Origin of the sequence: Nocardia transvalensis, assembly GCF_015477765.1 — a bacterium.
GTDB lineage: Bacteria > Actinomycetota > Actinomycetes > Mycobacteriales > Mycobacteriaceae > Nocardia > Nocardia transvalensis_A.
Genome location: NZ_JADLQQ010000002.1, coordinates 165603 through 191543 on the forward strand (window position 1 = coordinate 165603; position 25941 = coordinate 191543).

The window sequence follows — 25941 nt, forward strand, 5'->3', positions numbered from 1 at the left end:
CGCCGCGTTCCGGCCGAGAAACGTGCCGGGAGATCCCTGGCGTCGGCGCGCCGCACCCGAACAGGAAAGGAGGCGCCGGTTCGGTCGCCGTGCCAGCCACTGCCGGGCGGCGCCCCGAAATTCCAACCCTGCCGTCCGGTTGCGCACCGCCGCACCGTGGCACGGACTCCAACCCCTCCTTGCACGGTGCGTGTGCGTGGTAGTGGACCACCCGCCGGACGCGACCTCACCCCCGGCGCCCGGCGGGAACCCGCCCACCGTGACCCTGATTCCGGAGCGATCCATGACATCCTCGGCACCGGCGGCTCCGACCGTGACAGCGAGACTGGCCGAACACTTCTGCACCGACCGCATTCGGCGGCCCGGCCACGCCGCGGAACTGTCCGCCGATGTGCGGGAGTGCCTGGCGCTGGCGCTCGAGGCCGTCGCCGGGCCGCACACCACGATACGGGTGGCGGAGCTGGTCGGGCGGGCCGAACAGTGGGCGCGCGAAGGCATCGATCTCGACTCCGTGTTGCGTGCCTACCACGAGGCGATTCGCAGCGCATTCGAACGGGTCGTGGGGGAGCAGCCCGGCGGCCCGGCGGAACTGCTGGCCGGCATCGAGCAGGTCCTGCGGCTGCTGGAGACCGTCACGGTCGCCACCTCCTCGGCCTATCTCGATCAGCATCGGCGGGCCGCGCGGCATCATCAGACCGCCGCGCAGACGCTGGTGACGGCGCTGCTGAGCGGTCGCGGGCGCGCCGCGCTGGCGCGGCGCACCGGGATCAGCGTCGCCGCCGCATATCAGGTGGTGGCCCTTGCCGTTCCGCCGCACCCGGGGGAGCGCGACCCCCGCCTCGACGCCGAGGGCGTGGCCCGGCGCAAGCTGCGGCGACTGCAGAGTGCGCTGGCTCCCGTCCTGGGTTCGCGGGCGCTGTCGCTGCTGTCGGTGGACGGCGGCACCGTCCTGGTGCCGGTCGACGATCCGCCCGCGGTGACCGGCGGGCTCACGATGACGGCCGACACCCTCGACGTGTTGTCGGCGGCCGCGTCGGTGCCGCTGACCGCCACGGTGGTCACCGGGCCCACCGAGCGCATCCCCGAACTCGCCGAGCAGGCGCACGACCTGCTCGAGCTGGTGCGTGCCCTGGGCCGCGGCCCGGGACTGTACCGAATGCCGGATGTGGCCATGGAATATCAGATGACCCGGCCCGGACCCGCGCGCGAACATCTGGCCGCGGTTCTCGCCCCGCTGGTATCGCATCCGGACCTGCTGGACACGCTGCGGATGTATCTGGATTGCGGCCTGGACCGTAAGGCGACGGCCCAGCGGATGCGCATCCATCCCAACAGCGTCTCGCATCGGCTGCGGCGCATCGAACGGCTGACCGGCATCGATCCGGCGCATCCGGCCGGGATTTCGCGCGCCAGCCTCGCGCTGCTGGCCCACGACCTGGCAACCGCCTCTCGCACGAAGGAGTACGCGTGACAATCGCCATGACCGATCGGGACATCCTGCGCGAGCTGGAGCCCGTCGCCGAGCGCCACCTCGAGGAGCATCTGCGCAAGGCCAAGACGTGGAACCCCCACGACTACGTGCCCTGGGACGACGGCCGCAATTTCGAGGCCCTCGGCGGAATCGACTGGGAGCCCGGCCAATCGGGCCTGTCGGAGGTGGCGCGGGTGGCGATGGTGACCAATCTGCTGACCGAGGACAATCTGCCCTCCTACCATCGCGAGATCGCCGAAAGCTTCGGCCTGGACGGGGTGTGGGGCACCTGGGTGAACCGCTGGACGGCCGAGGAGAATCGGCATTCCATCGTGATGCGCGACTATCTGGTCGTCACCCGTGCGGTGGATCCCGTTGCGCTGGAACAGGCTCGGATGGCGCATATGACCACCGGCATCGCCAGCCCCGACGGTCCGCAATTTCTGCGCGGGGTCGCGTATGTGACGCTGCAGGAGCTGGCGACGCGCATCAGCCACCGCAACACCGGCACCGCCTGCGCAGAGCCGGTCGCCGAGCGCATGCTGCAGCGCATCGCCACCGACGAGAACCTGCATATGGTGTTCTACCGCAGCGTGTCCGGCGCCGCGCTGGACCTCACACCGAACGAGATGATGCGGGCGATCACCTCGGTGGTGACGCGATTCCAGATGCCGGGGCTGACCCAGCCCAACTTCCGGCGCAATGCGGTGCTACTGGCCAAACACGGCATCTACGATCTGCGCCAGCATCTGGATGTGGTGCTGCGGCCGGTGCTGCGGGCCTGGCAGGTGTTCGACCGCACCGACCTGACCGGTGACGGGGCGCGTGCCCGCGACGAATTGGCCGACTACCTGGACGATCTCGAGACCAAGGCCCGGCGGTTCGAGGAGCAGCGCGAACGGGTGAGGGCCCGGGAAGCCGCACGGGCGGAGGCCGCGGCCCGGCCGAGAACGGGGGTGACGGCGCAATGAGCGCACGCGCCGCATTCGGCGCCGCGGCCGTGGTGGCCGCGACCGCGCTGACGGCGGCGCCGGCGCGTGCGGACGCGCCCGTGCCCGCGGTCCCGCCGGTGATCGACCCGGCCGTGACCCGAACCGAGCTGGCTCGCGCCGAAAGCCGGGGGCCGGGATGGGAGCGGCTGTCTGTGGCCTCGGCCTCGATGCGGCGGGTGATCGCCGTGGACGTGCTGCACGGGTCGGGTGCCGCGCCGCGTCCGACGCTGTACCTGCTGGATGGTGTCGAGGCCGAATCCACCTCCGCCTGGCTCACGAAAGGGCGTGCGGCGGAGTTCTTTTCCGGCAAGCCGGTGGATGTGGTGCTCACCAGCGGCGGGGTCGGCAGCATGTACACCGACTGGGCCCACTACGACCGGACGCTGGGCCTCAACAGGTGGGAGACCTTCCTTATCGACGAACTTCCCCCGATTGTGGAGGCATATCTGCGCTCCGATGGCCGTCGGGCCATCGCGGGGGTCTCGATGGGCGCGCAGGGGGCGATGATGCTGGCCCAGCGCCATCCGGGGCGCTACCTGGCCGTCGCCGGGATCAGCGGATGCTATTCCACCGCAGACGATCTCGGGCAGGCCGTCACCCGCATCACCGTGGGCTCGCGCGGCGGTAATCCCGAGAACCTGTGGGGCCCACCGACCTCGCCGGAGTGGGCCGCACACGACAGCCACCTGGGCGCGGAAGCCTTGCGCGGCACCACGATCCACCTGTCGTCCGCCACCGGCCTGCCGAACCTTACCGACCTGACCGCCATAGCCGCCGCTCCCGACATCCTGGAGGCGCTGCGCGTCGCCGGAGGCGGCGCCGCTCTGGAGGCCGGCGCACGCTCGTGCACCGACCGATTCGCCCAACGCCTGTCCCACCTGGGCATCCCCGCCACCGTCCACTACGAGCCCGCGGGCACCCACGCCTGGCCCGATTTCGCCACCCAACTGCCCGCCGCCTGGACCACCATCTCTGCGGCCCTGGGACTTCCGCGGGAGTGATCACGCGGGCTCATTGCCGAGGCGGTCGCGGGGAACAGCGGCCGGAACGAGGAGATGTGATGGTTATGATCCGATCGATGTCCGTGATTGATTCGTGATCGTCTGCGACTCTGGGTAATTCACCGAAACCGAGTCGGCCCATTGTGATGAATACCGGCAATTCCTGTCGGCGGCATAGAAATCGGACCGGCATCGGCTGAATTGTGTACCTTCATGGCGGAGACATGGCTTTCTCGTGAGATATCGAAGAGTCGAACGGAGTTCGTATACCTCCTCGCGCCCACAGTTCTAGCGTGGCCGCAGTTTCGTGAGCCGGAAATCATTGCCCGGCAGCGAAACTGCGAACACTGTGGTTCTGCAGGAAGGCATGGAATGAGACGACGTACTCGCCGCACGCCGCTGGGCGCCGCGGTTGTCGCCGGGGTCGCATTGCTCACCGTGAGCTTCGCGGGCATCGGCGCGAATGCCGAACCGGATTCGGCATCGAGCAGACAGCAGCAGGAACGGGAACTGGCCGATTACATCGCCCAGGGCCTGAAGAACAAGGCCGCCCGCCCGATCGTCGACAGCGGTAGCGCCGGCACCGGGTCGGCGTGCACCTCCGGCAGTGGCGCAGGCTCGGGCAACGGGTCCGGCGACTGCTACGGCGGTTCCGGTTCGAGCTCGGGCTCGGCGGGCGGTACCTCCTCCGACACGGTGGGCCACGGTCCCGCCCAGAGCGCGTGGCTGGCCGCATTCGGCTACGGCCTGCTCAACCCGGACGTGGCGCCGCCGGGCACCAACGACTGGAACTGCAAGCCGACCGCCGAGCATCCCGAACCCGTGGTGCTGGTGCACGGCACCTGGGAGAACGCCTACGACAACTTCGCGTTCATCAGCCGGCCCATCCACGACGCGGGCTACTGCGTATTCACCTTCAATTACGGCCGGGCAAACCTGCTGCAGGGCGGCGGGCTCGGCTCGATCCTGCCGGGCCGTCACGGCACCGGCTACATCCAGGAATCGTCGAAACAGTTGGCGGCGTTCGTGGATCGGGTGCTCGCGGCCACCGGAGCGGAGAAGGTGAACATCGTCGGCCATTCCCAGGGCGGCACGATGTCGCGGTGGTATCTGAAATTCGACGGCGGCGCCGAGAAGGTGCATCACGAGATCACCTTCGGGGCAACCAATCACGGCACCACCCTGCTCGGCATCGGCGCCCTGGGCCGGGCCATCAACAACTTCGGTATCGATGTGCTCGGCCTGGTCGAGATCTTCGTGGGCCATTCCGGAATTCAGCAGACGGTCGGCTCGGATTTCATCAACCAGCTCAACGCGGGCGGCGACACGGTGCCCGGCGTGGACTACACCGTGGTCGGCACCCGCTACGACCAGGTCACCACGCCGTACGATCTGACGTTCCTGCGCCCGGGTCCCGGCGCGACGGTCCGCAACATCACCCTGCAGGACGGCTGCGAACAGGATGTCTCCGACCACCTGACCATCATGTATTCGCCACGGGCCCTGTCGATCATTCTCAATACGCTCGACCCGGCACAGACCCCGGCCCTGGAGTGCACGTTCAACCCGTGGCTGCTGGGCGGCGGCGGCAAACTCTGACAATTCACGCGCGCCGGGCGGTGACGTACCCCACCGCTCGGCGAACCGTCGCTCGTGGGGCCTGTAGCCGCGCCCGGCGTTTCGTGAAGCTGTGATTAACAATCGCGCGATGACGACCGCGCCTTCCTACCATGTGACGGCAAATTTCCGACCGGAAACGTTCTCCGGTTTCGGTGCGTATGGGTTGTGTAGGAAGGCATGGAATGAGACGAGGTATCCGTCGCCGGTTGTCGAGTGCCGCGGTGGCCGTGGGAGTGGCGGTGCTCGCGGCGAACGCCGGGATCGTCGGCGCGAACGCCGCGCCCGCTCCGGCGGCGAGCACGCAGCAGCTGGTCGACCGGATCGCGAGCGGAGTGCGCAACCCGGCCGCGACCCCGATTGCCGACACCGGCAGCGCCGGTGGCGGGAGCACGGCGGCGGACACCGTGGGTTACGGTCCCGCGCAGAGTGCGTGGCTGGCCGCCCTGGGCTACAGCCTGCTCCACCCCGCCGCGGCGCCGCCGGGCAGCAACGACTGGGGGTGCCGTCCGAGCGCGGCCCATCCGGAACCGGTGGTGCTGGTGCACGGCACGTGGGAGAACGCCTACGACGACTTTGCGTATATGAGCCAGCCCATCCACGACGCGGGCTATTGCGTGTTCACCTTCAACTACGGGGTCGCCAATCTGCTCCAGGGTGGCGGCTTGGGCCCGATCCTGCCCGGCCGCAACGGCACGGGCGATATCCGCGATTCGTCGAAGCAGTTGGCGGCGTTCGTGGACCGGGTCCTGGATGCGACCGGGGCCCGGAAGGTGAACATCGTGGCGCATTCGCAGGCCGGGCCGATGTCGCGGTGGTACCTGAAGTTCGACGGCGGCGCGGACAAGGTGGATCACGAGATCACCTTCGCGGGCACCAACCACGGCACCACCTTGGTCGGTATCGCGTGGCTGGGGCGGCTCATCACCAACCTGGGCATCGATGTGGTCGATCCGGCCGGGCTGTTCGTGGGCCGCTCCTCGGCGCAGCAGACGGTCGGCTCGGATTTCGTCAACCAGCTCAACGCGGGCGGCGACACGGTGCCCGGCGTGGACTACACCGTGGTCGGCACCCGCTACGACCAGGTCTCCACGCCGTTCGATCTGACGTTCCTGCGTCCCGGTCCGGGCGCGACGGTCCGCAACATCACCCTGCAGGACGGCTGCGAGCAGGATCTGTCCGATCACCTGTCGATCATGTACTCGCCGCGGTCGCTCTCGATCGTGCTCAACACCCTCGATCCGGCGCAGACCCCGCAGTTCGTGTGCACCTTCAATCCCTGGCTGTTCGGCGGGGGTGGCCGGCTCTGAGCGACATCCGACCTGCCGGAACGCCACCAACACGGTGATTCGATGCGAGAGTCGTAGACTTTGCGTCGTATACCCGAGGGACGGTAGCGTGCACGCGCGGCGCCCGGGTATGCCGAGTAACCGGCATTTTCGGACATTGGCGTTTCGAACGATAAGGACAAGGCGGTCGGAGCGGTGCAGATTAATTGGTCAGAGGGACGGGCGATCGGCGTCGGCGTCCAGGCAGGTGAGCGGTGACGGCCGCGGCGGTGGATGCCGACGCGCAGGCCGCGCCGACGCCGTTGCGGCCCGCGCTGGAGAAATTCGGCTTCGCCGAATTCCGGCGCACCGCGGTCATCGGCTCGGTGCTCGGCGGGTCGGTGACCCGCCGAGTGCTGTGGGGCGGACTCGGCCGTAAGAAGCGGCGGCGCGCCATGGCCGACGGCATGGTCGACGGCTTCGAGGTGCTGGGCCCGATGTTCGTCAAACTCGGCCAGCTGATCGCGTCCTCGCCGGGGGCGTTCCCGCGCGAGCTGGCCGACGCCTGCCTGCGCTGCCTCGACGATGTGCCGCCGTTCCCGGCCGTGGACGCCCGCGCGATCGTCGAGGCCGATCTGGGTCGCCCGATCGCCGAACTGTTCCGCGAGTTCGACGACGAGCCGCTGTCGGCGGCTTCGGTCGCACAGGTGCACGGCTGCGTGCTCGCCGACGGCCGCCCGGCCGTGGTGAAGGTGCAGCGGCCCGATATCGCCCGCCGCATGATCGTCGATCTGCGGGCGGCGTTCCGGCTGGCGCGCTGGATGGAGAAGCGGTCGGAGAACGCACGGGTCGCCAACGCCGAGGGTGTGGTGCGCGACCTGTACGAGACCACCGTCGCCGAATTGGATTTCCGCAACGAGGCCGACAACCAGACCCGCGCCCGCGCCAACCTGCGCGCCTTCGGTGACAACGCCGGAGTCGTTGTGCCCGAGGTGTATTGGGACTACTGCGGGCCGCGGGTGCTGTGCATGGAACGCATGCGCGGGATGCCGCTGGACCGCTTCGACGACATCCGTGTGGTGCATCCGGACCCGGAACTGCTGATCAGACGACTCGTCAAGGCGTGGGTGGAAAGCGTTGTGGTGCACGGGCTTTTCCACGGCGATGTGCACGCGGGCAACCTGTGGCTGCTCGAGGACGGCCGCGCGGCCATGCTGGATTTCGGCATCGTCGGCAAGATGACACCGCAGTGGCGTGATTTCGTGCGTGCGCTGTTCCACGCCAGCGCCATCGACGGCGATTTCCGGCCCGTCGCCCGCGCACTGCGCGAATTGGATCTGGTGGAGGGCGATTCCGGCGACGACGCCACCATCGGCCGTCAGCTCGCCACCGCCCTGGCCCCGGTGCTGTCGGGCCAGCTGGCCAAGCTCGATATGGGGAAGGTCGCCGCGCGCCTGGTCGAATTCGGCAAGCGCCGTGGGGCTTCCGGCCCCGAGCAGCTGATCCTCATGGGCAAACAACTCGGCTACTTCGAGAGATATGCCGTCGCCCTGGCCCCGGGCTGGCGCCTGGGGCAGGATCTGTACCTGTTCCGCAACGTCTTTCCCGACGAGGTCGCGGCCAAGGCCGCCGCGAACGGCGTCGAATTGCCCGCCGACTGAGCTCCGACTGAGCTCAGCCGACGAATTCGCGATCGCCGTAGCGGAGCGTGGCCGGATTCCACGAGGCGCCCAGGCGGGTGACGAACTGCTCGGTGAGTGGCAGGTCCGCCAGTTCGGCGACCAGGATGAGGGTCTTGTCCTCGGTGATGGAGCCGCCGCCCAGGTGAGTGCGGGCGGTGGGATCGGACAGCAGGGCGTCGTGGAACCGGGCGACGTCGACGCCGGGTACCTCGACGAGAAAGGCGTCGCGGGCGGGGGAGTCGGCGGGCAGTGGTTCGAAGGTGAGGACCGACTCCTGATGGAACCGCGTCCGCACCTGATCGGCGATGCGGTGGAGATCGGCCCCCGCGACGCAGGCCAGGTGGAAGTCCCGGGAGCGCTCGTAGGTCGCCTGCTGACGGGACTCCGACCAGAACACGCCGTCGACGAGTGCGGAACCGACCGGGAGCGAGAGGTTCTGCAGGGCGATGGCGTCGACCTGGAGTTCGAAGGCTTCGAGCCGGTTCTGTAAACGAGCGTCGGTGGGATCGGTGATCGCGTCGGTGTAATCGGTGGCGAACAGTTCGGCGGTGGGCTGCAACGGATTTCCGGCCGCACAGGACTGCGGGCCTGCCTGCGCCTGCGTCGCGCCGGACACCAAGCCCGCCGAAACCACCAGGGCGGCAATGGCTCCGGCCAGCCGCGAACGCACCATGACGACCTCCGCTCTCGTATCACCGTTGCCGACTACGAGATCACATCGCCCTGCTTCGTGCCACCGGAGCGCCCCGGTGTCAGTGATTCGTCGCCGGATGACCAGTGGGGATGTGACTGTGATGCAAGCCACATTTTGAGGCGGTTTGACTCAAATCTACGTATCTGAAAAAGTAGATGCGTGGACGAACTGGACCCGAGCCTCATCTACCGCGCGCTGGCGAATCCGGCGCGCTGCCAGATCATGGAATGGCTGAAGGACCCGGAGCGGCATTTCGACGACACGCGGTATCGGGAGCACGGCCTCGACATCCGCGACGGCGTATGCGTGCAGGACATCCAGACCAAGCTCGGCCTGTCCCAATCGGTGACGTCCACCTATCTCCAGTCGATGCAGCGCGCACAGCTGCTCACCTCGTACCGCTACAGCAAGTGGACCTATTACCGCCGCAACGAGGAAGCCGTGCGCGCCTTCGCGAAATACGTAGCCGAACAACTGTAAGTCCCACGCCTCTGGCGTGCCCTCCTGGGTGACGCCCTCCCATTCCCGGCGTGCTTTTCGCCGGGATCCACTGTCGCCTGCCCTGATTCACTCGAAGGATTTGCATGCAGTACCGCGTCAAGGTGGCCTTCGTCTACCTTCTGGGCTTTTTCATCGATCTGCTCAACATGTTCATCGCCAATATCGCCTATCCGGACATCGGATCGACCTTCCATGCCGGGGTGCGTGAATTGACCTGGGTCGGCAATGCCTATCTGCTCGGGCTCACCGTCGTCATCCCGTTGAGCGTGTGGCTCGCCGCGAGATTCGGTGACAGGCGTGTGATGGTGCTGTCGTTGTCGCTGTTCGCGCTCGCCTCGCTGGCCGCGGGATTCGCCGGTTCGCTGGGCGTCCTCATCGCCGTCCGCTTCGTCCAGGGCGCGGCGGGCGGGCTGCTGATTCCGGTCGGCCAGGCGATGACCTATCGCCACTATCCGGCGTCCGAGCGGGCGGGGCTGGCCTCGATCATCATGTGTGTCGCGCTGATCGTTCCGGCGACCTCGCCGACGCTCGGCGGAATTCTGGTCGACCACATGTCGTGGCGCTGGATCTTCTGGCTGAATATTCCGCTGGCCGTTCTCGATCTGCTGCTCGCCCTGTGGTGGCTGCGCCCCGACGACACCCGCACCGGACACCCGTTCGACACTGCCGGATTCGCGCTGGGCAGCGCTGCGATAGCCGCCCTGCTGGTCGGGCTCTCCGAACTCGGTGACTCCGGCGGCCGGATGCTCGGCGCGGCTCTGCTGGTCGTGGCGGCGGTGACCGGCGCGTTGTTCGTGCGCCGTTCGTCGAATGTCGCTGTGCCCCTGCTGAAGTTGGGCCTGCTGAAGGAGCGGATGCTGGCCACGTCGATGGTGATGTATCACTTCGTGCCCGGAATCTTCACCGGCACCAACGTCATTCTGATCATCTATCTGCAGCAGCGGCTGTCACTGTCGGCGACCGCCACGGGAATGTTGATGATTCCCTGGGCCGTTGCGTCGGCGCTCGCCATTGTGGTCACGCGCGCCGTTTTCAACCGGGTCGGGCCGAAACTGCTGTTCATCGCGGGGATGCTCGCGGAAAGTGTGGGATTGGCGCTGCTGTTCACCGTCGTGTCCTCGGCCGACCGTTTATTGTTGATCGGCGCGTTCGTTCTGATGGGTCTCGGTGGAAGTTTGACCAGCAGTGCCGCGCAGAGTGCCGCATTTCTCGAGACATCCGCCGACGATCTGGGACATGCGAGTGCGCTGTGGAATATCAACCGGCAGGCCAGTTTCGCGGTCGGCGTCGCCGTGGTGGCGCTGGTCTTCGACACCCTGTCGGCGATTCCGGGTATCACCTCGAGCGGCTCCGATTCCGCCTTCCGCTGGAGTTTCATCGCCGCCGCCGTGCTGACCCTGCTCCCCGCGCCGCTGGTGTTGCGGCTCGCCCCATCCTCGTCGTTCCGGCGCGCTCTCGGCCGGAATCCGCAGACCGTTCGATCCTGAAAGGACAATGATGGACAGCCCACAGGTATTCATCGACGAGGTCGTCGACTTCCACGTCGCCGTCACCGACGTATTGTCCGGCGCCGCCCCCGACCGCGACGCCGCAATCTCCGCACTGCTCGACCGGTTCGACCCGGAATTCACCATGATTCCCCCGTCCGGTGCACTCCTGCGAATCGCTGAGCTGCGCAACCTGTTCGAGAACGGCTTCGGCGCCAAACCCGGCCTGCAGATCGACGTCTTCGACATCGAGGTCATCGCCGCCACCGCGCAGGGCGGCCTCGTCGGATACCAAGAGCGCCAACAGGATCCGACGGGCACGACCCTGCGCCGATCCACGGCCTGGTTCGGCCTGGACGGCAACCGGGTGCGGTGGCGCCGTCTGCAGGAGACGTTCAGCCCGCAGGCGGCTCCTACAAGCTCCGTCCGATGATCAGTTTCATGATCTCGTTGGTGCCGCCGTAGATCTTTTGGATCCTGGCGTCGGTGAAGGCTCGGGAGATGGGGTATTCGGCCATGTAGCCGTAGCCGCCGAACAACTGCAGGCATTCGTCGGCGACGCGGCATTGCTGTTCGGTCAGCCACCATTTCGCCTTCGCCGCGGTGGGGACGTCCAGTTCCCCGCGCAGATGTTTGGCCACGCAGTCGTCGAGAAATGCCCACGCCACACTCTTGATCGTGTCGCATTCGGCGAGGACGAACTGCGTGTTCTGGAAGGTGAAGATGGGCTTGCCGAATGCCTCGCGCTGTTTGGTGTACTCGATGGTCATCTCGACGGTCTTCTCGATGGCCGCCGCCGCGGCGACCGCGAGAATCAGCCGTTCCTGCGGCAGCTGCTGCATCAGCTGGATGAAACCCTGACCCTCCGCGGTGCCCAGCAGATTCGACTGCGGGACGCGCACCTCGTCGAAGAACAACTCGCAGGTGTCCTGCCCGTGCTGGCCCACCTTCTCCAGATTGCGCCCGCGCCGGAAGCCCTCCCGGCCGGTCTCCACCGCGATCAGCGAAACACTGTCCGCGCCTTTGCCTTCGGCGGTCTTGGCGGCCACGATCACCAGGTCGCACAGCAGGCCGTTGGAGATGAAGGTCTTGGCGCCGGTGATGACGTAGTCGTCGCCGTCCTTGGTGGCCCGGGTGCGGATACTCTGCAGATCCGAGCCGGTGCCGGGCTCGGTCATGGCGATGGCGGCCACGATCTCACCGGTTGCCATCTTCGGCAGCCAGGCCCGCTTCTGCTCCTCGGTGCCGTAGGAGTTGATGTAGTGGGCGACGATGGTGGAGTGGACCGGATTGCCCAGGCTCGGCGCCATGGCGCGGGTCTGCTCGATCGCCGCCACCGCCTCGTGGGCGAAGGTGCCGCCACCGCCGCCGTACTCCTCCGGAATGCTCAGGCACAGCAGCCCGACCTCACCGGCCTTGTTCCAGATCTCGCGGTCCACGTGATGCTGGCGCGCCCAGCGTTCCTCGTTCGGCGCGCACTGCTTCTCGAAGAACCGGCGGGCCAGCTCGCCCAGCGCGTCCAGGTCCTCGTCCAGCCACGGGGAACGATGCAAAGACACAGCAGAACTCCTCTGTTCGAATGCCTGCCCCCGACGCTACGACCTCCGGCCAGTCGGTCCAATGACCGCACCGCTCGTTTCCTTGACCGGATCGCTCGAGCATGGTTGCCGATAGGAGCCGGGCGGACTGCCCGTCCATCGGCGAAAAGCGCGGGAGAAGGCGCTGGGCTCGGAGAAGCCGAGGCGGCGCGAGAGCGCGGTGACGGTTTCCTCGCCGCGCACCAGGCTGGCGATGGCGGCGTCGCGCAGGATCTGCTCGCGGATCTCCCGCAGCGAGGTGCGCTCCTCGCGCAGCTTGCGGCGCAGCGTCTGCGGGCTCATCGACAGCTCGGCGGCGATATCGTCGACGCCGGGCCAGCCGCCGTGCAGGCCGCGTTCGAGGATGTGGCGCACCTGCGCGGCGGGGGAGACGGCATAGTCGCGCCGCCCGATCAGGCCCGAGGGCGCATCGCGGAGGAAGTCGATCAGATCCTCCTCGGTGCGCACGAGCGGCATGTCCAACGTGGCGGCGTCGAACACCAGCGCGGGCTCGGGCGCCGAAAAAACCACGGGTGCACCGAATATCAGGCCGTAATCATCGAGACCGGAAGGCGGGTACGGCACTTCGACCCGACGCAACCGGATCCGCCCGCCCACGGCCCACCCCAGAAACCGGTGCGCGATCATCAGCATGGTGTCGATGATCAACCCCACCGGATGCCGAATCCCACTGATATCGAACGACACCCGCGCCTCATCCGCGCTCACGGTCAGTCTCAGCGGCGGAAAACCGGGCAGCGATTTCTGAAACCCGATGAACCGTCGAATCGCCGCCCCCACCGTCGCCGCCCCGAGCAGCCCGAAACACACCAACCGGAACGTCCCCCGCGGCATAGGCCGCAACCCCAACCCGAACAACTCGTCATCGGTGGTCCGCCACAACCGCTGCACCATTCGCACCGCCTGGTCCACGGTCACCCGTGCCCGCCCCTGCTCCAGCAACGCAGGCGAAATCCCCGCCTCCTCCAGCATCCCCTCGCCGTCCCACCCCCGCCGCCCCGCCAAGTCGACGATCGCTCGCACCCGCCCGATAGGCAGGGTGAATCCAGCGTCCGTCGCTCCCACGCCCCGACCGTATCAACGCCGCCACCAGCCCGGCGGCGACACCTCGCGGCTAACGGCCTTGGAGTGATTCGACGTTGTCGCCGAAGGTCCAGCCGCGGGAACCGTCCCAGTTGATGGACCAGGTCATCAGGCCCTTCAAGACGTTGCCGGAGCCGGTGCCGTAGTTGTTCCAGGCTTGTGCGACCAGATTCGGGGACATGTAGCCGCCGCCGGCGCCGGGCTGGGCCGGTAGGCCGGGGGCCTGCTTGTCGTAGGGGACGGTGATCGTGGTGCCCTGGATGGTCAGGCCCTTGTTCAGGCAGTCGGTCTGCGCGATGAAACCGCGGACGGTCCCGGCTTGGTAGGAGTCGCCGGAGCAGCCGTACATCTCGCCGTTGTAGTACTGCATGTTGAGCCACCAGAGGCGGCCGTTGTCCGCGTACTTCTTGATGATCGGCAGGTAGGCGCCCCAGATCGAACCGTAGGTGACGCTGCCGCCGGTGACGTAGGCGGTTTCGGGCGCCATGGTCAGGCCGAAGCCCGCGGGCATCTGCGCGAGGACGCCGTCGATGATCCGCACCAGATTGGCCTGCGAGGTCGACAGCCTGGTGATGTCGCCGCTGCCGACGAGGCCGGTCTCCAGGTCGATGTCGATGCCGTCGAAGTTGTACTGCTTCAGGATCGGCACGATGGTCGCGACGAATCGGTCGGCGACCGCAGGGGAGCTGAGGTCGATGCCGGCCGCCGCGCCGCCGATGGACATGAGGATGGTCGCACCGGCCGCCTTGGCCTGACACATCTCCGCCGGGGTCGCGACCTTGACGGTCGGGCTCATCCCGTCCTCCCACCGCGCGGTGCCATCCGACTCGATGACCGGGAACGCCGCGTTGATGACGTTGTAGCCGTGGTCGGCGATGCGGGCGTCGGTGATCGGAATCCAGCCCATGCCCGGGTGGACGCTCGAGTTGTCCCAGTTCTCCCAATAGCCCTGCAGCACTTTGCCTGCCGGGCGCGGTTTGATCGCGCACGCGGTGCTGTCGTTCGGCGCCGCGGCGACCGGCGCCAGCGCAGTGAGGCCCAGCGCGATTCCCAGCACGATCCCTGCCAGACGCCCCCGTCGACCTCTCATGGTCCCGCTCCTATCACCCGAGCCCGACACAACAATCATGCGGCTGAGCGGCATTGTGCGACGGCTGAATCCGCACGCCGACAGGGGGATTCGCGACGGAGTAGGGGGTCGGAATTCGGTCCGGGGCCCTCGGCTGGATTCCGAACGGAGTAGATGATCGGAGTCGCACCGGCACCCGCGTCGACATACCTGTCCGTGCTGGTAATCGGGTAGTGCGGTACTCGTGCGGGAACGGGTGGGGCGGACGGAAACTGAATATCTCACGGTGAGGGTCGGGTGTATCCAGGAGAGGACCAGAGATGACCAACCCGCTCAGCTATGAAGAATTGGAACGCAGAGAGTCGATCGCGGCAGATCCGCCGTCGGATGTGACGATCGAAGTCGTTCTCGCCGAAGCCGAAGCGGTGACCGGCGATGAGGTCAGCGTGCAGCGCGATGAGCGCACGACGCGGGTTGTGGGTCGGGTCGGCGTCGGGGGCTGGCCCGACACCCGCGACCGTCTTCGTCCCGAAGCGGTGCAGTTGACGAGAACCGACCTTGCCGAGCGCGGGCCGGTGAACGAGCTGCCCGGGTACCGCCCCGGAGGCGTCGAGACCGTTTTCCGGCCGCAACGCGCACCGCATGTCTGGCGAGACGTGCCGACCGGAGAGAAGCCGCGCAAGCGGGGCGGCTCGATCTTCGACGCCGACGACCGGTACCTGTTCCAGGACGAATCCTTCCCGTGGCGAACCACCGGCAGAGTCGCCACGGCCGGCGGCTGGGGGTCGGGAACGGTGATCGGGCCACGCCATGTGCTCACCGCGAGCCATGTCGTGGACTGGCGCCGCGATCCCCAAGGCAACATCGGCTGGATCAACTTCACCCCCGCCTACTACGACGGGCGCGGTCCATGGGGCACGTTCTACGCAACGAATGTCGTGTACTGGGTCGAGAACCCCGGCACCATGACCGACGACCAGACCGCGTTCGATTACGCGGTGCTGGTGTTCAGCGAACGCATCGGCGACGTCACCGGTTTCGCGGGTTTCCGGGCCTATGACACCGGCTGGAACGGCGGGTCCTACTGGCAGTCGATCGGTTATCCGGGGGAGCGGGCGAGCGGTGAACGGCCCGCGTACGAGGGCAACGGTGCCGTGCGCACCACCTCGTCACATTCGACGGCCGGGCAGACCGGTTACGTCATGGGCCACGCCAAAGATTTCACTCCCGGCCAGTCCGGCGGCCCCGCATGGGGGTGGTGGGACGGCGAACCCTGGCCGCGCGTGGTCGGTGTCGGCAGCACGATCGGCGACACGGTCGTGAAGCAGTCGTCCACCGTCACCACGTCGAACGACAACGAATACGGCGGCGGCCCAGCCCTCTCCGTCTTGATCGACTGGGCACGCACCAACCATCCGTAACCGTCAGGTCGGGCCGGTGTCAGCCGAGCAGTTCACGGGCGAGGGTTTCGGTCCACCACCGCTCGACCCGGTCCGGTGACCAGCCGCGTTCGACGGTCAGAGTGGTGTAGACGTCGATATTGCACAGCGCGGCGTAGATGTCGACGGCAGTAGGCAACTCGAGGCCCGGGCGGAGGGTTCCCCCGGGCCACGAGGAGAACACCTGAACGCGCGTCCGGTCGGCCACGCGCCTGCCCTGCTCGTACACAGCGGCCAAGTCGGGTTCGGCGCGGCCGGCCTCGCGCACCAGGACGATGAGATCGCCTGCGCGCTCGAACAATCGGCGGTCGTAGCCGACCATCCCGGCGAGTTGACGCTCGGGATCGGAGGTGGCTTCCAGCTCGGCGACCATCCGGGCCGGGTCGGCGGCGAGGTCGGCCGCGTCGACCAGGGCTCGGACCAAGCCCTTCTTGCTCTCGTAGGCCGCGTAGACGGTGGGCACGGACACGCCTGCCTCCCGCGCCACGTCGCGCACCGTCGTCGCCGACCACCCTCGGGAGACGAACAACCGCCGAGCGGCGTCGGCGATCTCGGCGTGCGTCTGCTTGGCCTGCGCCATCCGGCGCAGCGAGTCGTAGCGCCGCCGTCCCGTTCCCGAATCCATCATTGCCTCCTCAGCCTACCGTGCATATATTCATTATAGTTAGCGTAAAACCAAATGAGGAAGATGAGGTGGGCTCGGTGAGCTTCACTACCTGGGCGGGTCTGGGCGGGTTCGGCTTCGTGCTGTTCGCGGTCGCCCTCAACGTCGTCTACGTCCGTGGTGGATTGCCGATTCCGGGTTCGGGCAAGAACTTCGACGCCGGTGTCGAGGCCTACGGTGTCGTCGGTGAGGCGCTGAAGAAGCCATCGGTGGCCGCCCCTGCCGGATGGTTGTTCACCACCGTCTTCGCCGCGGGATTGCTGTCGGTGCTGTGGCGCGGCGGGTCGGGACCGGAGGCGTGGGCGCTGGTCGGTTTCGGGGGAGTCCTGATGCAGAACGCCACGTTCACGTGCATCGAAGCGCTGCGGTTCGGCATGGCCTCGGCCGCCGAGCGCAATCGTGATTCAATGGCGGGGTTGTGGAGCCTGAGCAACGTGCTGTTCGGGTTCAACCAGGTTTTCCTGGCGATCGCGCTGCTCGGCTTCAGCATCGCCGGATCGAGCGCCGACTTCATTCCCGTGTGGCACGCGTGGCTCGGATACCTCAGTGCCGCACTGCTTTTCGTCTCTTCGACCACCAGTCCGTACAACGCCGAGGGGACCGGTCGCACCGCACTCATCGGTCTCATCGGCTGGCTCGGCTGGGCCGGGTGGATTATCGCCTGCAGCGTCGCCCTGCTGCGCTACTAGGCAGGGGAGCTATTGCTCGTCGGCTGCTTCCTCGCCGCTGCGCAACGCCTTGTCGAGCTCCTGGCGGAGCCGGGCGGCGGTCTGTTCGTCGCCCGCGTCCTCGGCGGTGGTGATGTCCTGGCGGAGCTGGGCGATGATGTCCCGGAAAGCCACTGTTTCCTACCCTTCTCTTGTCGTGGGCCTACGGTCTGTGGATGTCCGATCCGTCAAGATCGAAACCGACCGGAGCCTGGGCTGTCACGGCACGTCGCCGTATTCTGCGACTGTGGCCGTGAATTCGGCGAAAACGGTGCGCATACCCCGGCGGCGGGCCCTGGTGGTCGTGATGTGGCTGTGCCTGGCCGGGCTCGGGGCGAGTACCGGGCCGTTCACGGGCGCGGCCACCGCACTGGTGCTGATTCCCTCCGGTGTGCTGCTGATACTCGCGCTGCGTCGGCCGACGGCCGATATCGTGCCGACGCCGCGGCTGCGGCGGGGTGTGCGCGTTTGGTCGGCGCTGCTGGTCGCGCTGGTGATGTGGGAGACGTTCGCCTATCTCCGCCAGCCGGACCGGCTGCATTCGAACAGGGAACATCCCACGCTGTCGACCCTGCTGGATCCAGGGCTGCAGGACGGGCCGCTCCGGTTCGCGGGATGGCTGGCGTGGCTGTGGGTCGGCTGGTGGCTGGTGCGGCGATGAGCGAACGAGTCGTCATCATCGCGGGATTCGTTGTGCTGCTGGTGATTACGCTAGGCACCCTCCTCGTGACGCACCTGAGGGACGGCGTGGCGAGGCTCGGCGAAACGATCGCCTACCTGACCCGGACGCGGGCCGCGACCGTAGTCGCGATCCTGATGTGGGGCTGGATCGGCTGGCATTTCCTCGCTCGATAGTCAGTCGATGATCGAGGTGAGGTCGAGGCGGGAGAGGCGGTCCGGGTCGGAGAGGATATCGATCTCGGCGATCCGGTTGTCGACGACGGTGAAGCTCATGATCGAGACGAGCGCCCCGTCGGCGGTGTTGACCAGGCCGGAGATGCCGTTGACCAGAACGGGATGGGTCGTGCAGCGCAGGGCCATGCGCTGGAAGGTCTCGGCTTGGCCCGCGACATCGGCCGCGCCGCGCAGCACCCGCATTCCGCCCGGCAGGGCGGCGCCCGCATCGGCACGCAGCACCACGTCGGGATCGAGAATTGTCAGCAGGGCGTCGAAGTCGCCGTCGCGCGCCGCGGCCAGGAAGGCGTCGACGACGCGGCGCTGGCGGGGCAGGTCGGTGTCGGGGACGGGAACCTCGCCCTGGATGCGCCGGCGCGCCTGGCTGGCCAGCTTTTTCGCGGTCTGCGGCGTGCGGTCGACGATGGGGGCGATCTGCTCGAAAGGCAGGGCGAACATGTCGTGCAGGACGAATGCCAGACGCTGTGCCGGGCTCAGCGATTCGAGCACCACGAGCAGCGCCATGCCGATCGAATCGGCAAGCAGCACTTGCTGTTCCGGATTCGCCTCACTGTCTCGGGTGATGACCGGGTCGGGCAGGTGATGCGGCTCGAGCGGTTCCTCGTGGCGAGTCCTGCGCGAGCGCAGCATGTCCAGGCACACTCGGCCGACGACCGTCGTCAGCCAGCCGCCGAGGTTGTCGATGTCGTCGGCGCCGGTGCCCGCCAACCGCAGCCACGCCTCCTGTACCGCGTCGTCGGCCTCGGTGAGCGAGCCGAGCATCCGGTACGCGACCGCCCTCAGATGGTCGCGGTGGTTCTCGAACCGGTCGGCCAGAAACTCGAGCTCGTTCACGGATGTCCTCTCGGGTGAATGCGTCGATGACAATTGTCACTGGTGCCGGAGATGCGGGGCGGCCCTCATCCGCCGCCCCGCATCCGTCAGGCGACTATCCGGTGGTCGTCCACTGATCTTCCGGCGCCCGTTTCCGACGTTTTCGGCGGCTAGGGCTTCTGCAGTTCCCGAGCAGCCAATGCGCTGGCTACGAATACCAAGGGCATCGCCCACTTGTCGGGTTTGTCGCCGACCGCGGCATGGGATGCGGCCGCGCCGCCGTAGACGAAAACCAGTCCGGCGTAGGCCCATTCCTTCGTCCGGGGGTGTCCCGGCGTGACGAGCGCGGCGACCGCTGCGAGTTTGGCCGCGCCGAGGATGGTGGCGAAGTACATCGGATATCCCAGGTGATCCATGACCTCCCGGACGAGACGGACACGCGCCAGATCCCAGTACGAACCCACCGCGGTCTCGGCCAGCAGGACGGTGGCGGGAACCCACCGGGCGGCCGTCAGCAGCCGCGAGCGACGCCGCGATGTCGCAAGACTGGTCATGAGTTCTCCAAAACGCCGTTGTCCCAGATCTGCCCGGCCGGTTCGCGAACGACGTTGTTGACGATGTTGAACATCGTTCCGCCGGCGAGCCAGAGCAGCAGTGCCGCGCGCTGCCGCTCGTCGTAATGGCGCGACAGCTCCTCCCAGAGTTCGTCGGACACCATGTCACCGCCGCTGTGCGCCATACCCGTGATGGCCTCGGCGAATGCCAGGGCGGCCCGTTCTGCGTCGTCGAAGTACGGCGAATCGCGCCATGCGGCGACGGTGGCGAGCTTGTCGTCGGCGATGCCCTCCTTCTTCGCCAACTGGACCTCGGCCCACAGGCAGGCGCTGCCTCCGTTGATCTGGCTGGCGCGCATTGCGGCGATCGCCAAAGTCGAACGGGGAATGTCGATTCCGAGAACGGCCTTTTCCAGGGCGACCGGAATGCCCTGCCCTGCCTTGGGCAGAAGGTAGAAGGGGTTCGTCATACGCAGGGTCATGAGTGAGTTCTCCTTGGATTTGTCGGGGGCGGTCGGTTTCCGCTCGCACCTGTACGTCTCGTTGACGTAGCGCGGCGGCAAAAGGTGACCGCGTCAGTGGGATCCGGTTTCCGTGGCCGCCCGATGCAGGGCGGCGGCCAAGCGGGGGTTTTCCGGAGCGTTGAATGCGAAGGCGGCCCGGCGGCGGGTGTAGCCGTAGGTGAGGCCGCTGTGCGGATCGGCGAAGCCGTCCGAGCCCGCGGATCCGGTGTGGCCGAAGGCGTGCACGCCGAGGAACGGGTACATCAGGCCCTTCGCCTCGAAGCCCACGCCATACGGTGCGTTGTCGCCGCGCACGAAATCCTTTCCGCCGGAATGGATCATGGCGACCTGGGCGATGGTGTCCAGCTTCAGCAACGGCGCACGGCCGTCGAGTCCGGAAATGGCCGCGGCATACATCGAGGCCAGACCGGTGGCGCTGCCGACGGCACCGCCGGAGGTCTGACCGAGGCGGCGCACCTTCGTGTCGTTCGGCAGGGCCATCACATCGGCGGGGGAGAACCCGCGGTAATTGAGGTTGTAGGAGATACCGGCAAGGCTGTGCGGGTTGGGCGAGTCGGCGGCGAATGCGGCCTCCATTTCGGGGGTCGCCCGCCACGGCAGGATGCTCAGGTATCGGTGATCCTGTTCCTCCGGCAGGCCCAGGTACACGTCCAACTCGTACGGCGCACGGATGCGCTCCTCGAACAACTCCTGGATCGTGGCGCCGGTGATTCGGCGCACCACCTCGCCCACGATGGCATAGGTGACGAATCCGCCGTATCCGTGTCCGGTGCGGGGCGCGAAGTAAGGACGTTGTCCCACAATGCGTTCCGCGATGACCCGGTCGTCTGCCAATTCCGCGAGGCCGAAGCCTCCGTCGACGCCGATGATCCCCGCCCGGTGCACGAGCACGTCGCGCACCGTGATGTCCCCCTTGCCGGCCGCGCCGAACTGGGGCCAGTAGTGGGCCACGGCGCGGTCGATGTCGAGGTCGCCGTCCTGAAGCAGCAGCGCCACCACCAGACCCGACGCACCCTTCGTCGACGAATGCAGACCCGTCAGCGTCTGCGCGGTCACCTCCGCTCCGGCCCACAGATCGACCACCTTGCGTCCTGTGACGAAGGCGGCCAGCTGGGCACCGGCTTCACCGTTCTCCTCGGCCACCACGGCCGCGAATTCCGCACGGACGGCATCGAATCCGTCCGCCACGGAGCCATGCACCTCGATACTGCTCATGTCGTTTTCCTTCCGGCCGAATCGGTGTTCCGATGCTCTGACGAACCGCGGAGCCGAAAGGTGACCGGAGCGCACGAATCAGTAGATGACGGGCAGCAGCGCGAGCAGGACCGCGATGATGAGAAACTGTGATCCACCTCGAGCTCGAATGATGTTCAAGTCTTGGGTTCACATGGCTGTTTGTGTCACAGGATCGGGCTCGATTCGGGTTACTCTACGAATGCAGGTGGGCGGAGAAGGGTGGTGGGTGTGGCGGAGGGTGCGACGATGACGGCCTGGTGGGTGATGCGGCCCGGGCCGATCGAGGGTGGGCCGATGGATCGGGCGCAGGTGCCGGTGCCCGAGCCGGGGGTGGGGGAGGTGCTGGTGCGGGTGCTGGCCTGTGGGGTGTGCCGGACGGACCTGCATGTGGCCGAGGGGGATCTGCCGGTGCATCGGCGTGGGGTGGTGCCCGGGCACGAGGTGGTCGGTGAGGTGGTTGCGCTGGGGAGCGGCGCCGGAACGGAATTCGCGGTCGGGGACCGGGTCGGTATCGCGTGGCTGCGGTACACGTGCGGTCGGTGCAAATACTGCCGTCGCGGTGCGGAGAACCTGTGCCCGAACTCTCGTTACACCGGATGGGACGCCGACGGCGGATACGCCGAATTCGCTACCGTGCCAGCCTATTACGCGCATCCGCTGCCGCCGGGCTACGACGATGTCGAACTGGCGCCGCTGCTGTGTGCCGGGATCATCGGCTATCGCGCGCTGCAGCGAGCGGCCGTGCCGCCCGGTGGGCGGCTGGGCATCTACGGTTTCGGTGGCAGCGCGCACCTGGCCGCGCAGGTGGCCCTGGCCCGCGGTGCCGAGGTCCATGTGATGACCCGCGATCCGCAGGCCCGCGAACTGGCCCTGGAACTGGGCGCCGCCTCGGCGCAGGGGGCGGCCGATCCACCGCCGGTCGAACTGGACGCCGCAATCCTGTTCGCCCCCGTCGGCGATCTGGTGCTCCCGGCCTTGGCGGCCCTGGACCGCGGCGCCGTGCTGTCGATCGCCGGCATTCACCTCAGCGACATCCCGGCGCTGAACTATCAGCGACACCTGTTCCAGGAGCGGGAGATCCGCTCGGTCACCGCCAATACCCGCTCCGATGCCCGCGAATTCCTGGCGTTCGCCGCCGATCACCGCCTCGAGGTCACCGTGCATCCGTACTCGCTGGCCACCGCGGACCGGGCGCTGTCGGATCTCGCCCACGGAAAGTTTGCCGGTGCCGCGGTCCTCGTGCCCTGACACGCCGCGGACACGCCGAGTTTCGCACTCCTAGTTCGCGATTCGAGTCCTGTCCGCCGGGCCCTGCTGCTTTGCTGTGAAGAAAGCGCCGTGAGGTGATCCGGAGGCAGGACCATGCATCGGGTAACACAGCAGCAACACATCCGTGCCGCTTGGCCGTGGGTGCTGGGGGCGCTGATCCTGGGGGCCGTGGTGGCGTTCGTGGTGTGGGTGGTGCGACCGCAGTCGTCCACCTGCCGGACCGTCTCGGCCACCGCGATACCCACCACGACCACCCTGGTGCCGAATTCCACCGCAGCACAGCAGATCCCAGCCGGAGAACGCCGTGACCCACCCGTCGACGGTCAGGCCCGCTACTACACGTTCAATCAGAACGTGTCCTGCTCGTTCCCGGAGCTGCCGATGGACGGCTACTACGTCGGCGTGCCGACCGAGGAATACGCGGGCGGCGCCGCCTGCGGGGCCCATGTCGATGTCGAGGGCCCGCTCGGCAGTGTGCGGGCCGTCGTCGTGGACCGCTGCCCGGGGTGCAAGCCGCACCAATACGACCTGAGCACCGCGGCCTTCACCCGCGTCGCCGATCGTCACAGCGGCGTCGCGTCGATCCGGCTGAGCCGGGTGCACGACCCTGTCCCGCCGCCCGAACTCGTCTACCGGGTGCAGGACGGCTCCTCGCCCGCATGGCTCGGCCTGGTGTTCGCCGATACCGGAAATCCGTTGAGCCGAGTGGAGATCCGTCCCGAATCGGGCGGCCGGGGCCACACCCTGATCCGGGGCATGGACAACTACTGGACGGTCTCCGGCGCGGGCCCGGGCCCGTTCGTCGCCCTGGTGACCGACTCCGAAGGCCACCAGGTGCTGGTTCCGGGCATCACCGTCACCCCGGGTGAGGTGCGGCGGACCGGCTTCACCCTCTACGGTCAGCCCGCCCCGTCCGCTATACCGCTCACCACCGCGACCACATCCCCCGCCCCGGCGCCGACCAAGACGGTCATCGTCGACTGCACCTAGGCGACGGGCCGCCCGGTGGTGTAGTAGGTGTCGAGGTAGGTGTGCACCGCGGCCGTGCCGCGCAGCCGCTGCAGGCTGCGGGCGTGCACCTGCTGGTCGCGGCGAGCCAGTTCGGCGCGGGCGCTGTCGATACTGCCGGTGGTCCGCAGATGCTCGATCGCGGCGGTGATGACCGGAAAGGGGAAGCCGCCGCGCCGGAGCACCGCAATCAGGTGAGCGACGCGCTGCTCGGCGGGGTCGAAGACCCGGTAGCCGGTGGCCGGATCCCGACCGGGCCGCAGCAGCCCGCGTTGTTCCCACAGCCGCAGCACAGGGGCGTGCACGCCCACCGTCGCCGCGACCCGGCCGATGCGGGCCGTTCGGCGTGGCGCCGGTCCGGGATCGTTGGCTGCGGCGGCGAATGCCGCGACGGCGGTGGCTATCAGCGCGCGTTCGCGGGCGAGTTCGGCATGGCTTTCATCGATGGCCGCCAGCGCCTTCGGAATATCGCCGTCGTGCACGGCACCGAGGACCAGCCGCGTGCACCCCCAGCCGTGCCCGGCCGCGAAAGCCCGCGCGGTCCGCAGCGCATCGGCGTGATGATCGGTGAATTCCCGATACCCGTTGGCGGCGCGCGGCGCCTCGGGCAGCACACCCGTATCGGCGTAGTTGCGGATCTGCTGTTCGGACACTCCGGCGAGCCGCGCCAGCTCGACGACCCGCCATCGGCGTTCCGCGCCTGTGTGACGATCGGTCATGCTCTCACTCTAGCTACAACTCCCACTTGAGGGTTTTTCACCGATTTCCGGGAATTTAATGGACGTAACGTCGAGAAAGTCCCAACCAGCAGTTCAATGAGACACTTGAATGGCGAGTTCATTCGAAAGTGGTGAGAAAGGTTGGTATGAACGCCGACGAGATGAAGCGTTATCTTCTCGACCGGTTCGAGGGAATCGAGGTGGCCGAGAACCTCGGTGACAGTTTCTTCATCTACGACCCCGACGGCAATCTGCCGCCCCAGCGTCAGATGCCGTTCGTGACCATCGTGACAGGGGACAACTACGACCAGGTCTCCGCATTGTCCGAGCCGGACACCTATCGGCTGAACATCGGATTGCCGAAGGACCGCTACACCGCCCTGTTCGGAGCCGTTCCCCGTGGCCGCGACGAACACGGCGTCTTCGACACCGGATACGACTATGCAGCCCGCGATCGGCTGATGCCCCACCCGATCTACGCCGCTCAGTACTGGGTATGCGTGGTGAACCCGGGTCCCGAGACCCTCGACACCGTCCTGCCCATGCTGACCGAGTCGTACGAATTCGCGGTCCGCAAACACACCAACTGGCAGGTGCGCCACCGGCCGGCCCCGCTGTCCTGACGCCGCCCGGGTCCGGGGCTGTGGCATCATCGATTGAAACGTGTTCTAATTCCGCCGTGTGCGGACGGCATGCGGGAGACATTCGATGACGAATCCGAACCCGGCCCCGGACCCGGCCGGGCCCCGGCGACGGCCCGGACGTCGCCTCGGCCAACGGATCTCGCGGTTGACCGAGGTGCCCTCGGGCACGATCGTGGAGCTGCCCGGCCGCGGGCGCACCTATCTGGTGGACATCCCGGGCCCGGCGGGGGCGCCGACGGTCGTCCTGCTGCACGGCGTGGTCACCACCGCCATGCTGAACTGGTTCCCGGCCCTGGCAGAGCTGTCGGAGCACTATCGGGTGGTGCTCTACGATCAGCGGTGGCACGGCCACGGAATCCGTTCGGAGCGGTTCGTTCTCGACGATCTCGCCGACGACGTGATCGCCGTCGCGGACCTGCTCGGCCTCGAGAGACCGATCCTGGCCGGATATTCCATGGGCGGCATCGTCGCCCAGCTCGCCGCGCACCGCCACCCCGGTCGCATCGGCGGACTGGTCCTGTGCGCCACCACCTATCGCTTCCAGGAGAAGTGGCGCGAGCGCGCCTTCCACCGCACGATGGGCGTGCTGGCCAAGGGGATGACGGAATTGGCGACCCGGCGGGTGGCGCTCGCGGCCCGGCGGCTACCGGAACTGCCGCAGGCATCCTGGGAAACCGGCCGGATGGACCGGTGGGCGCTGGGTGAATTGCGCACCGCCAACGGATGGGCGATGGCGCAGGCCATTGCCGAGATCGGGCGGTTCGATTCCTCGGAGTGGCTGTCGAGCCTGAAAGTGCCGGTGTCGGTGGTCATCACGGCCCACGATCGGGCGTTACCGGTCTACCGGCAGCTGGAGATGGCGAAGATGATCGACGGAGCGGAGATCTTCCTGGCCTCGGCCGGGCATGCGGCCTGCGTACTCGAGGCGGACGCCTTTGTCCCTGTGCTCCTCGAGGCCTGTGCGGCGGTGGCTGCCCGGCGGTAGC

At 67.6% G+C, this 25941-nt stretch carries 28 protein-coding genes; 17 read left to right on the top strand and 11 right to left on the bottom strand.

The features are described 5' to 3' along the window. Positions 1-283: 283 nt before the first annotated feature. From IU452_RS04795 to IU452_RS04820, 6 genes are all read left to right on the top strand, one after another. Positions 284-1471: a PucR family transcriptional regulator gene (locus tag IU452_RS04795; protein ID WP_195107667.1), complete on the top strand. Its 1188-nt coding sequence runs from the start codon at positions 284-286 to the stop codon at positions 1469-1471. Next, complete coding sequence (locus tag IU452_RS04800) at positions 1468-2442, top strand: acyl-ACP desaturase (protein ID WP_195107668.1); 975 nt, start codon at positions 1468-1470, stop codon at positions 2440-2442. Before IU452_RS04795 ends, IU452_RS04800 begins: the two co-directional genes overlap by 4 nt. After that, positions 2439-3464 carry an alpha/beta hydrolase gene (locus tag IU452_RS04805; RefSeq protein WP_195107669.1) on the top strand — a complete coding sequence of 342 codons (1026 nt, stop codon included), beginning with the start codon at positions 2439-2441 and terminating at the stop codon, positions 3462-3464. The genes IU452_RS04800 and IU452_RS04805 overlap by 4 nt, the downstream gene beginning before the upstream one ends. A 372-nt stretch (positions 3465-3836) precedes the next feature. Continuing rightward, a complete protein-coding gene (locus IU452_RS04810) occupies positions 3837-5063 on the top strand; it encodes an esterase/lipase family protein (protein WP_195107670.1) in 1227 nt (408 codons plus the stop codon). 203 nt (positions 5064-5266) lie between these two features. Further along, positions 5267-6391 carry an esterase/lipase family protein gene (locus tag IU452_RS04815; RefSeq protein WP_195107671.1) on the top strand — a complete coding sequence of 375 codons (1125 nt, stop codon included), beginning with the start codon at positions 5267-5269 and terminating at the stop codon, positions 6389-6391. A 233-nt stretch (positions 6392-6624) separates the two neighbouring features. Further along, positions 6625-8010, top strand: coding sequence for an ABC1 kinase family protein (locus IU452_RS04820; RefSeq protein ID WP_195107672.1), 1386 nt, complete (start codon positions 6625-6627; stop codon positions 8008-8010). A gap of 13 nt (positions 8011-8023) precedes the next feature. On the opposite strand, the gene IU452_RS04825 is transcribed toward IU452_RS04820, so the two are convergent. Then, positions 8024-8704 (bottom strand): hypothetical protein, encoded by a 681-nt coding sequence (locus IU452_RS04825; RefSeq protein ID WP_195107673.1) that lies wholly within the window; start codon positions 8702-8704, stop codon positions 8024-8026. A 180-nt stretch (positions 8705-8884) separates the two neighbouring features. Between IU452_RS04825 and IU452_RS04830 the strand changes: the two genes are divergently transcribed. The 3 genes from IU452_RS04830 (at position 8885) to IU452_RS04840 (ending at position 11146) form a co-directional block, all read left to right on the top strand. Next, positions 8885-9205 (top strand): ArsR family transcriptional regulator, encoded by a 321-nt coding sequence (locus tag IU452_RS04830; protein WP_324192444.1) that lies wholly within the window; start codon positions 8885-8887, stop codon positions 9203-9205. 104 nt (positions 9206-9309) lie between these two features. Further along, on the top strand, positions 9310-10713 hold the full coding sequence (locus IU452_RS04835; RefSeq protein ID WP_195107674.1) for an MFS transporter: 1404 nt from the start codon (positions 9310-9312) through the stop codon (positions 10711-10713). 10 nt (positions 10714-10723) lie between these two features. Beyond that, positions 10724-11146, top strand: a complete 423-nt coding sequence (locus tag IU452_RS04840; protein WP_195107675.1) for a DUF4440 domain-containing protein — start codon at positions 10724-10726, stop codon at positions 11144-11146. On the opposite strand, the gene IU452_RS04845 is transcribed toward IU452_RS04840, so the two are convergent. The 3 genes from IU452_RS04845 to IU452_RS04855 are packed head-to-tail and all read right to left on the bottom strand — an operon-like array spanning position 11127 to position 14484. Next, the gene (locus IU452_RS04845; protein WP_195107676.1) at positions 11127-12272 is read right to left on the bottom strand and encodes an acyl-CoA dehydrogenase family protein; all 1146 of its coding nucleotides are present in this window, start codon (positions 12270-12272) and stop codon (positions 11127-11129) included. The genes IU452_RS04840 and IU452_RS04845 overlap by 20 nt on opposite strands. 36 nt (positions 12273-12308) lie before the next feature. Continuing rightward, positions 12309-13376: an AraC family transcriptional regulator gene (locus IU452_RS04850; RefSeq protein ID WP_195107677.1), complete on the bottom strand. Its 1068-nt coding sequence runs from the start codon at positions 13374-13376 to the stop codon at positions 12309-12311. Positions 13377-13425: 49 nt separating this feature from the next. Then, positions 13426-14484 carry a chitinase gene (locus IU452_RS04855; RefSeq protein WP_195107678.1) on the bottom strand — a complete coding sequence of 353 codons (1059 nt, stop codon included), beginning with the start codon at positions 14482-14484 and terminating at the stop codon, positions 13426-13428. 299 nt (positions 14485-14783) lie between these two features. Here IU452_RS04855 and IU452_RS04860 point away from each other — a divergent pair, with 299 nt between their 5' ends. Next, positions 14784-15884, top strand: a complete 1101-nt coding sequence (locus IU452_RS04860) for a trypsin-like serine peptidase (RefSeq protein ID WP_195107679.1) — start codon at positions 14784-14786, stop codon at positions 15882-15884. Positions 15885-15903: 19 nt separating this feature from the next. Here the strand turns inward: IU452_RS04860 and IU452_RS04865 are convergent, their stop codons facing one another. Continuing rightward, on the bottom strand, positions 15904-16527 hold the full coding sequence (locus IU452_RS04865; protein WP_195107680.1) for a TetR/AcrR family transcriptional regulator: 624 nt from the start codon (positions 16525-16527) through the stop codon (positions 15904-15906). A 77-nt stretch (positions 16528-16604) separates the two neighbouring features. On the opposite strand from IU452_RS04865, the gene IU452_RS04870 reads away from it, so the two are divergent. Next, positions 16605-17255: a hypothetical protein gene (locus IU452_RS04870; protein ID WP_195107681.1), complete on the top strand. Its 651-nt coding sequence runs from the start codon at positions 16605-16607 to the stop codon at positions 17253-17255. 9 nt (positions 17256-17264) lie between these two features. Here the strand turns inward: IU452_RS04870 and IU452_RS04875 are convergent, their stop codons facing one another. Next, positions 17265-17408, bottom strand: a complete 144-nt coding sequence (locus IU452_RS04875; RefSeq protein WP_195107682.1) for a hypothetical protein — start codon at positions 17406-17408, stop codon at positions 17265-17267. A gap of 112 nt (positions 17409-17520) precedes the next feature. On the opposite strand from IU452_RS04875, the gene IU452_RS04880 reads away from it, so the two are divergent. Both IU452_RS04880 and IU452_RS04885 read left to right on the top strand, forming a co-directional pair. After that, a complete protein-coding gene (locus IU452_RS04880) occupies positions 17521-17934 on the top strand; it encodes a hypothetical protein (protein ID WP_195107683.1) in 414 nt (137 codons plus the stop codon). Continuing rightward, positions 17931-18128: a DUF6186 family protein gene (locus IU452_RS04885; protein WP_195107684.1), complete on the top strand. Its 198-nt coding sequence runs from the start codon at positions 17931-17933 to the stop codon at positions 18126-18128. The genes IU452_RS04880 and IU452_RS04885 overlap by 4 nt, the downstream gene beginning before the upstream one ends. Here the strand turns inward: IU452_RS04885 and IU452_RS04890 are convergent, their stop codons facing one another. The 4 genes from IU452_RS04890 to IU452_RS04905 form a co-directional block, all read right to left on the bottom strand. Further along, on the bottom strand, positions 18129-19022 hold the full coding sequence (locus IU452_RS04890) for a sigma-70 family RNA polymerase sigma factor (protein ID WP_195107685.1): 894 nt from the start codon (positions 19020-19022) through the stop codon (positions 18129-18131). A 149-nt stretch (positions 19023-19171) separates the two neighbouring features. Then, entirely contained in the window at positions 19172-19555 is a 384-nt protein-coding gene (locus IU452_RS04895) for a DoxX family protein (RefSeq protein ID WP_195107686.1), read from the bottom strand. Continuing rightward, a complete protein-coding gene (locus IU452_RS04900; protein ID WP_228816655.1) occupies positions 19552-20037 on the bottom strand; it encodes a carboxymuconolactone decarboxylase family protein in 486 nt (161 codons plus the stop codon). The genes IU452_RS04895 and IU452_RS04900 overlap by 4 nt, the downstream gene beginning before the upstream one ends. A gap of 93 nt (positions 20038-20130) precedes the next feature. Beyond that, complete coding sequence (locus IU452_RS04905; protein ID WP_195107687.1) at positions 20131-21294, bottom strand: serine hydrolase domain-containing protein; 1164 nt, start codon at positions 21292-21294, stop codon at positions 20131-20133. Positions 21295-21561: 267 nt separating this feature from the next. Between IU452_RS04905 and IU452_RS04910 the strand changes: the two genes are divergently transcribed. Then, on the top strand, positions 21562-22563 hold the full coding sequence (locus IU452_RS04910; protein WP_195108256.1) for a zinc-binding alcohol dehydrogenase family protein: 1002 nt from the start codon (positions 21562-21564) through the stop codon (positions 22561-22563). A gap of 114 nt (positions 22564-22677) precedes the next feature. Further along, a complete protein-coding gene (locus IU452_RS04915) occupies positions 22678-23574 on the top strand; it encodes an expansin EXLX1 family cellulose-binding protein (protein ID WP_195107688.1) in 897 nt (298 codons plus the stop codon). Here IU452_RS04915 and IU452_RS04920 read toward each other — a convergent pair. Beyond that, positions 23571-24311 (bottom strand): MerR family transcriptional regulator, encoded by a 741-nt coding sequence (locus IU452_RS04920; RefSeq protein WP_195107689.1) that lies wholly within the window; start codon positions 24309-24311, stop codon positions 23571-23573. The two genes, IU452_RS04915 and IU452_RS04920, sit on opposite strands and share 4 nt — an antisense overlap. Before the next feature lie 146 nt (positions 24312-24457). On the opposite strand from IU452_RS04920, the gene IU452_RS04925 reads away from it, so the two are divergent. Then, positions 24458-24934: a DUF6194 family protein gene (locus IU452_RS04925; protein WP_195107690.1), complete on the top strand. Its 477-nt coding sequence runs from the start codon at positions 24458-24460 to the stop codon at positions 24932-24934. A gap of 85 nt (positions 24935-25019) precedes the next feature. Then, a complete protein-coding gene (locus IU452_RS04930; protein ID WP_195107691.1) occupies positions 25020-25940 on the top strand; it encodes an alpha/beta fold hydrolase in 921 nt (306 codons plus the stop codon). Position 25941 lies beyond the last annotated feature (1 nt).

Excerpts from the sequence above, each read along its gene's own strand:
- IU452_RS04795 (WP_195107667.1), top strand. The coding sequence starts at position 284 with ATGACATCCTCGGCACCGGCGGCTCCGACCGTGACAGCGAGACTGGCC.
- IU452_RS04805 (WP_195107669.1), top strand. The coding sequence starts at position 2,439 with ATGAGCGCACGCGCCGCATTCGGCGCCGCGGCCGTGGTGGCCGCGACC.
- IU452_RS04810 (WP_195107670.1), top strand. The coding sequence starts at position 3,837 with ATGAGACGACGTACTCGCCGCACGCCGCTGGGCGCCGCGGTTGTCGCC.
- IU452_RS04815 (WP_195107671.1), top strand. The coding sequence starts at position 5,267 with ATGAGACGAGGTATCCGTCGCCGGTTGTCGAGTGCCGCGGTGGCCGTG.
- IU452_RS04825 (WP_195107673.1), bottom strand. The coding sequence starts at position 8,704 with ATGGTGCGTTCGCGGCTGGCCGGAGCCATTGCCGCCCTGGTGGTTTCG.
- IU452_RS04835 (WP_195107674.1), top strand. The coding sequence starts at position 9,310 with ATGCAGTACCGCGTCAAGGTGGCCTTCGTCTACCTTCTGGGCTTTTTC.
- IU452_RS04840 (WP_195107675.1), top strand. The coding sequence starts at position 10,724 with ATGGACAGCCCACAGGTATTCATCGACGAGGTCGTCGACTTCCACGTC.
- IU452_RS04855 (WP_195107678.1), bottom strand. The coding sequence starts at position 14,484 with ATGAGAGGTCGACGGGGGCGTCTGGCAGGGATCGTGCTGGGAATCGCG.
- IU452_RS04860 (WP_195107679.1), top strand. The coding sequence starts at position 14,784 with ATGACCAACCCGCTCAGCTATGAAGAATTGGAACGCAGAGAGTCGATC.
- IU452_RS04865 (WP_195107680.1), bottom strand. The coding sequence starts at position 16,527 with ATGGATTCGGGAACGGGACGGCGGCGCTACGACTCGCTGCGCCGGATG.
- IU452_RS04885 (WP_195107684.1), top strand. The coding sequence starts at position 17,931 with ATGAGCGAACGAGTCGTCATCATCGCGGGATTCGTTGTGCTGCTGGTG.
- IU452_RS04895 (WP_195107686.1), bottom strand. The coding sequence starts at position 19,555 with ATGACCAGTCTTGCGACATCGCGGCGTCGCTCGCGGCTGCTGACGGCC.
- IU452_RS04900 (WP_228816655.1), bottom strand. The coding sequence starts at position 20,037 with ATGACCCTGCGTATGACGAACCCCTTCTACCTTCTGCCCAAGGCAGGG.
- IU452_RS04905 (WP_195107687.1), bottom strand. The coding sequence starts at position 21,294 with ATGAGCAGTATCGAGGTGCATGGCTCCGTGGCGGACGGATTCGATGCC.
- IU452_RS04910 (WP_195108256.1), top strand. The coding sequence starts at position 21,562 with ATGACGGCCTGGTGGGTGATGCGGCCCGGGCCGATCGAGGGTGGGCCG.
- IU452_RS04915 (WP_195107688.1), top strand. The coding sequence starts at position 22,678 with ATGCATCGGGTAACACAGCAGCAACACATCCGTGCCGCTTGGCCGTGG.
- IU452_RS04920 (WP_195107689.1), bottom strand. The coding sequence starts at position 24,311 with ATGACCGATCGTCACACAGGCGCGGAACGCCGATGGCGGGTCGTCGAG.
- IU452_RS04925 (WP_195107690.1), top strand. The coding sequence starts at position 24,458 with ATGAACGCCGACGAGATGAAGCGTTATCTTCTCGACCGGTTCGAGGGA.
- IU452_RS04930 (WP_195107691.1), top strand. The coding sequence starts at position 25,020 with ATGACGAATCCGAACCCGGCCCCGGACCCGGCCGGGCCCCGGCGACGG.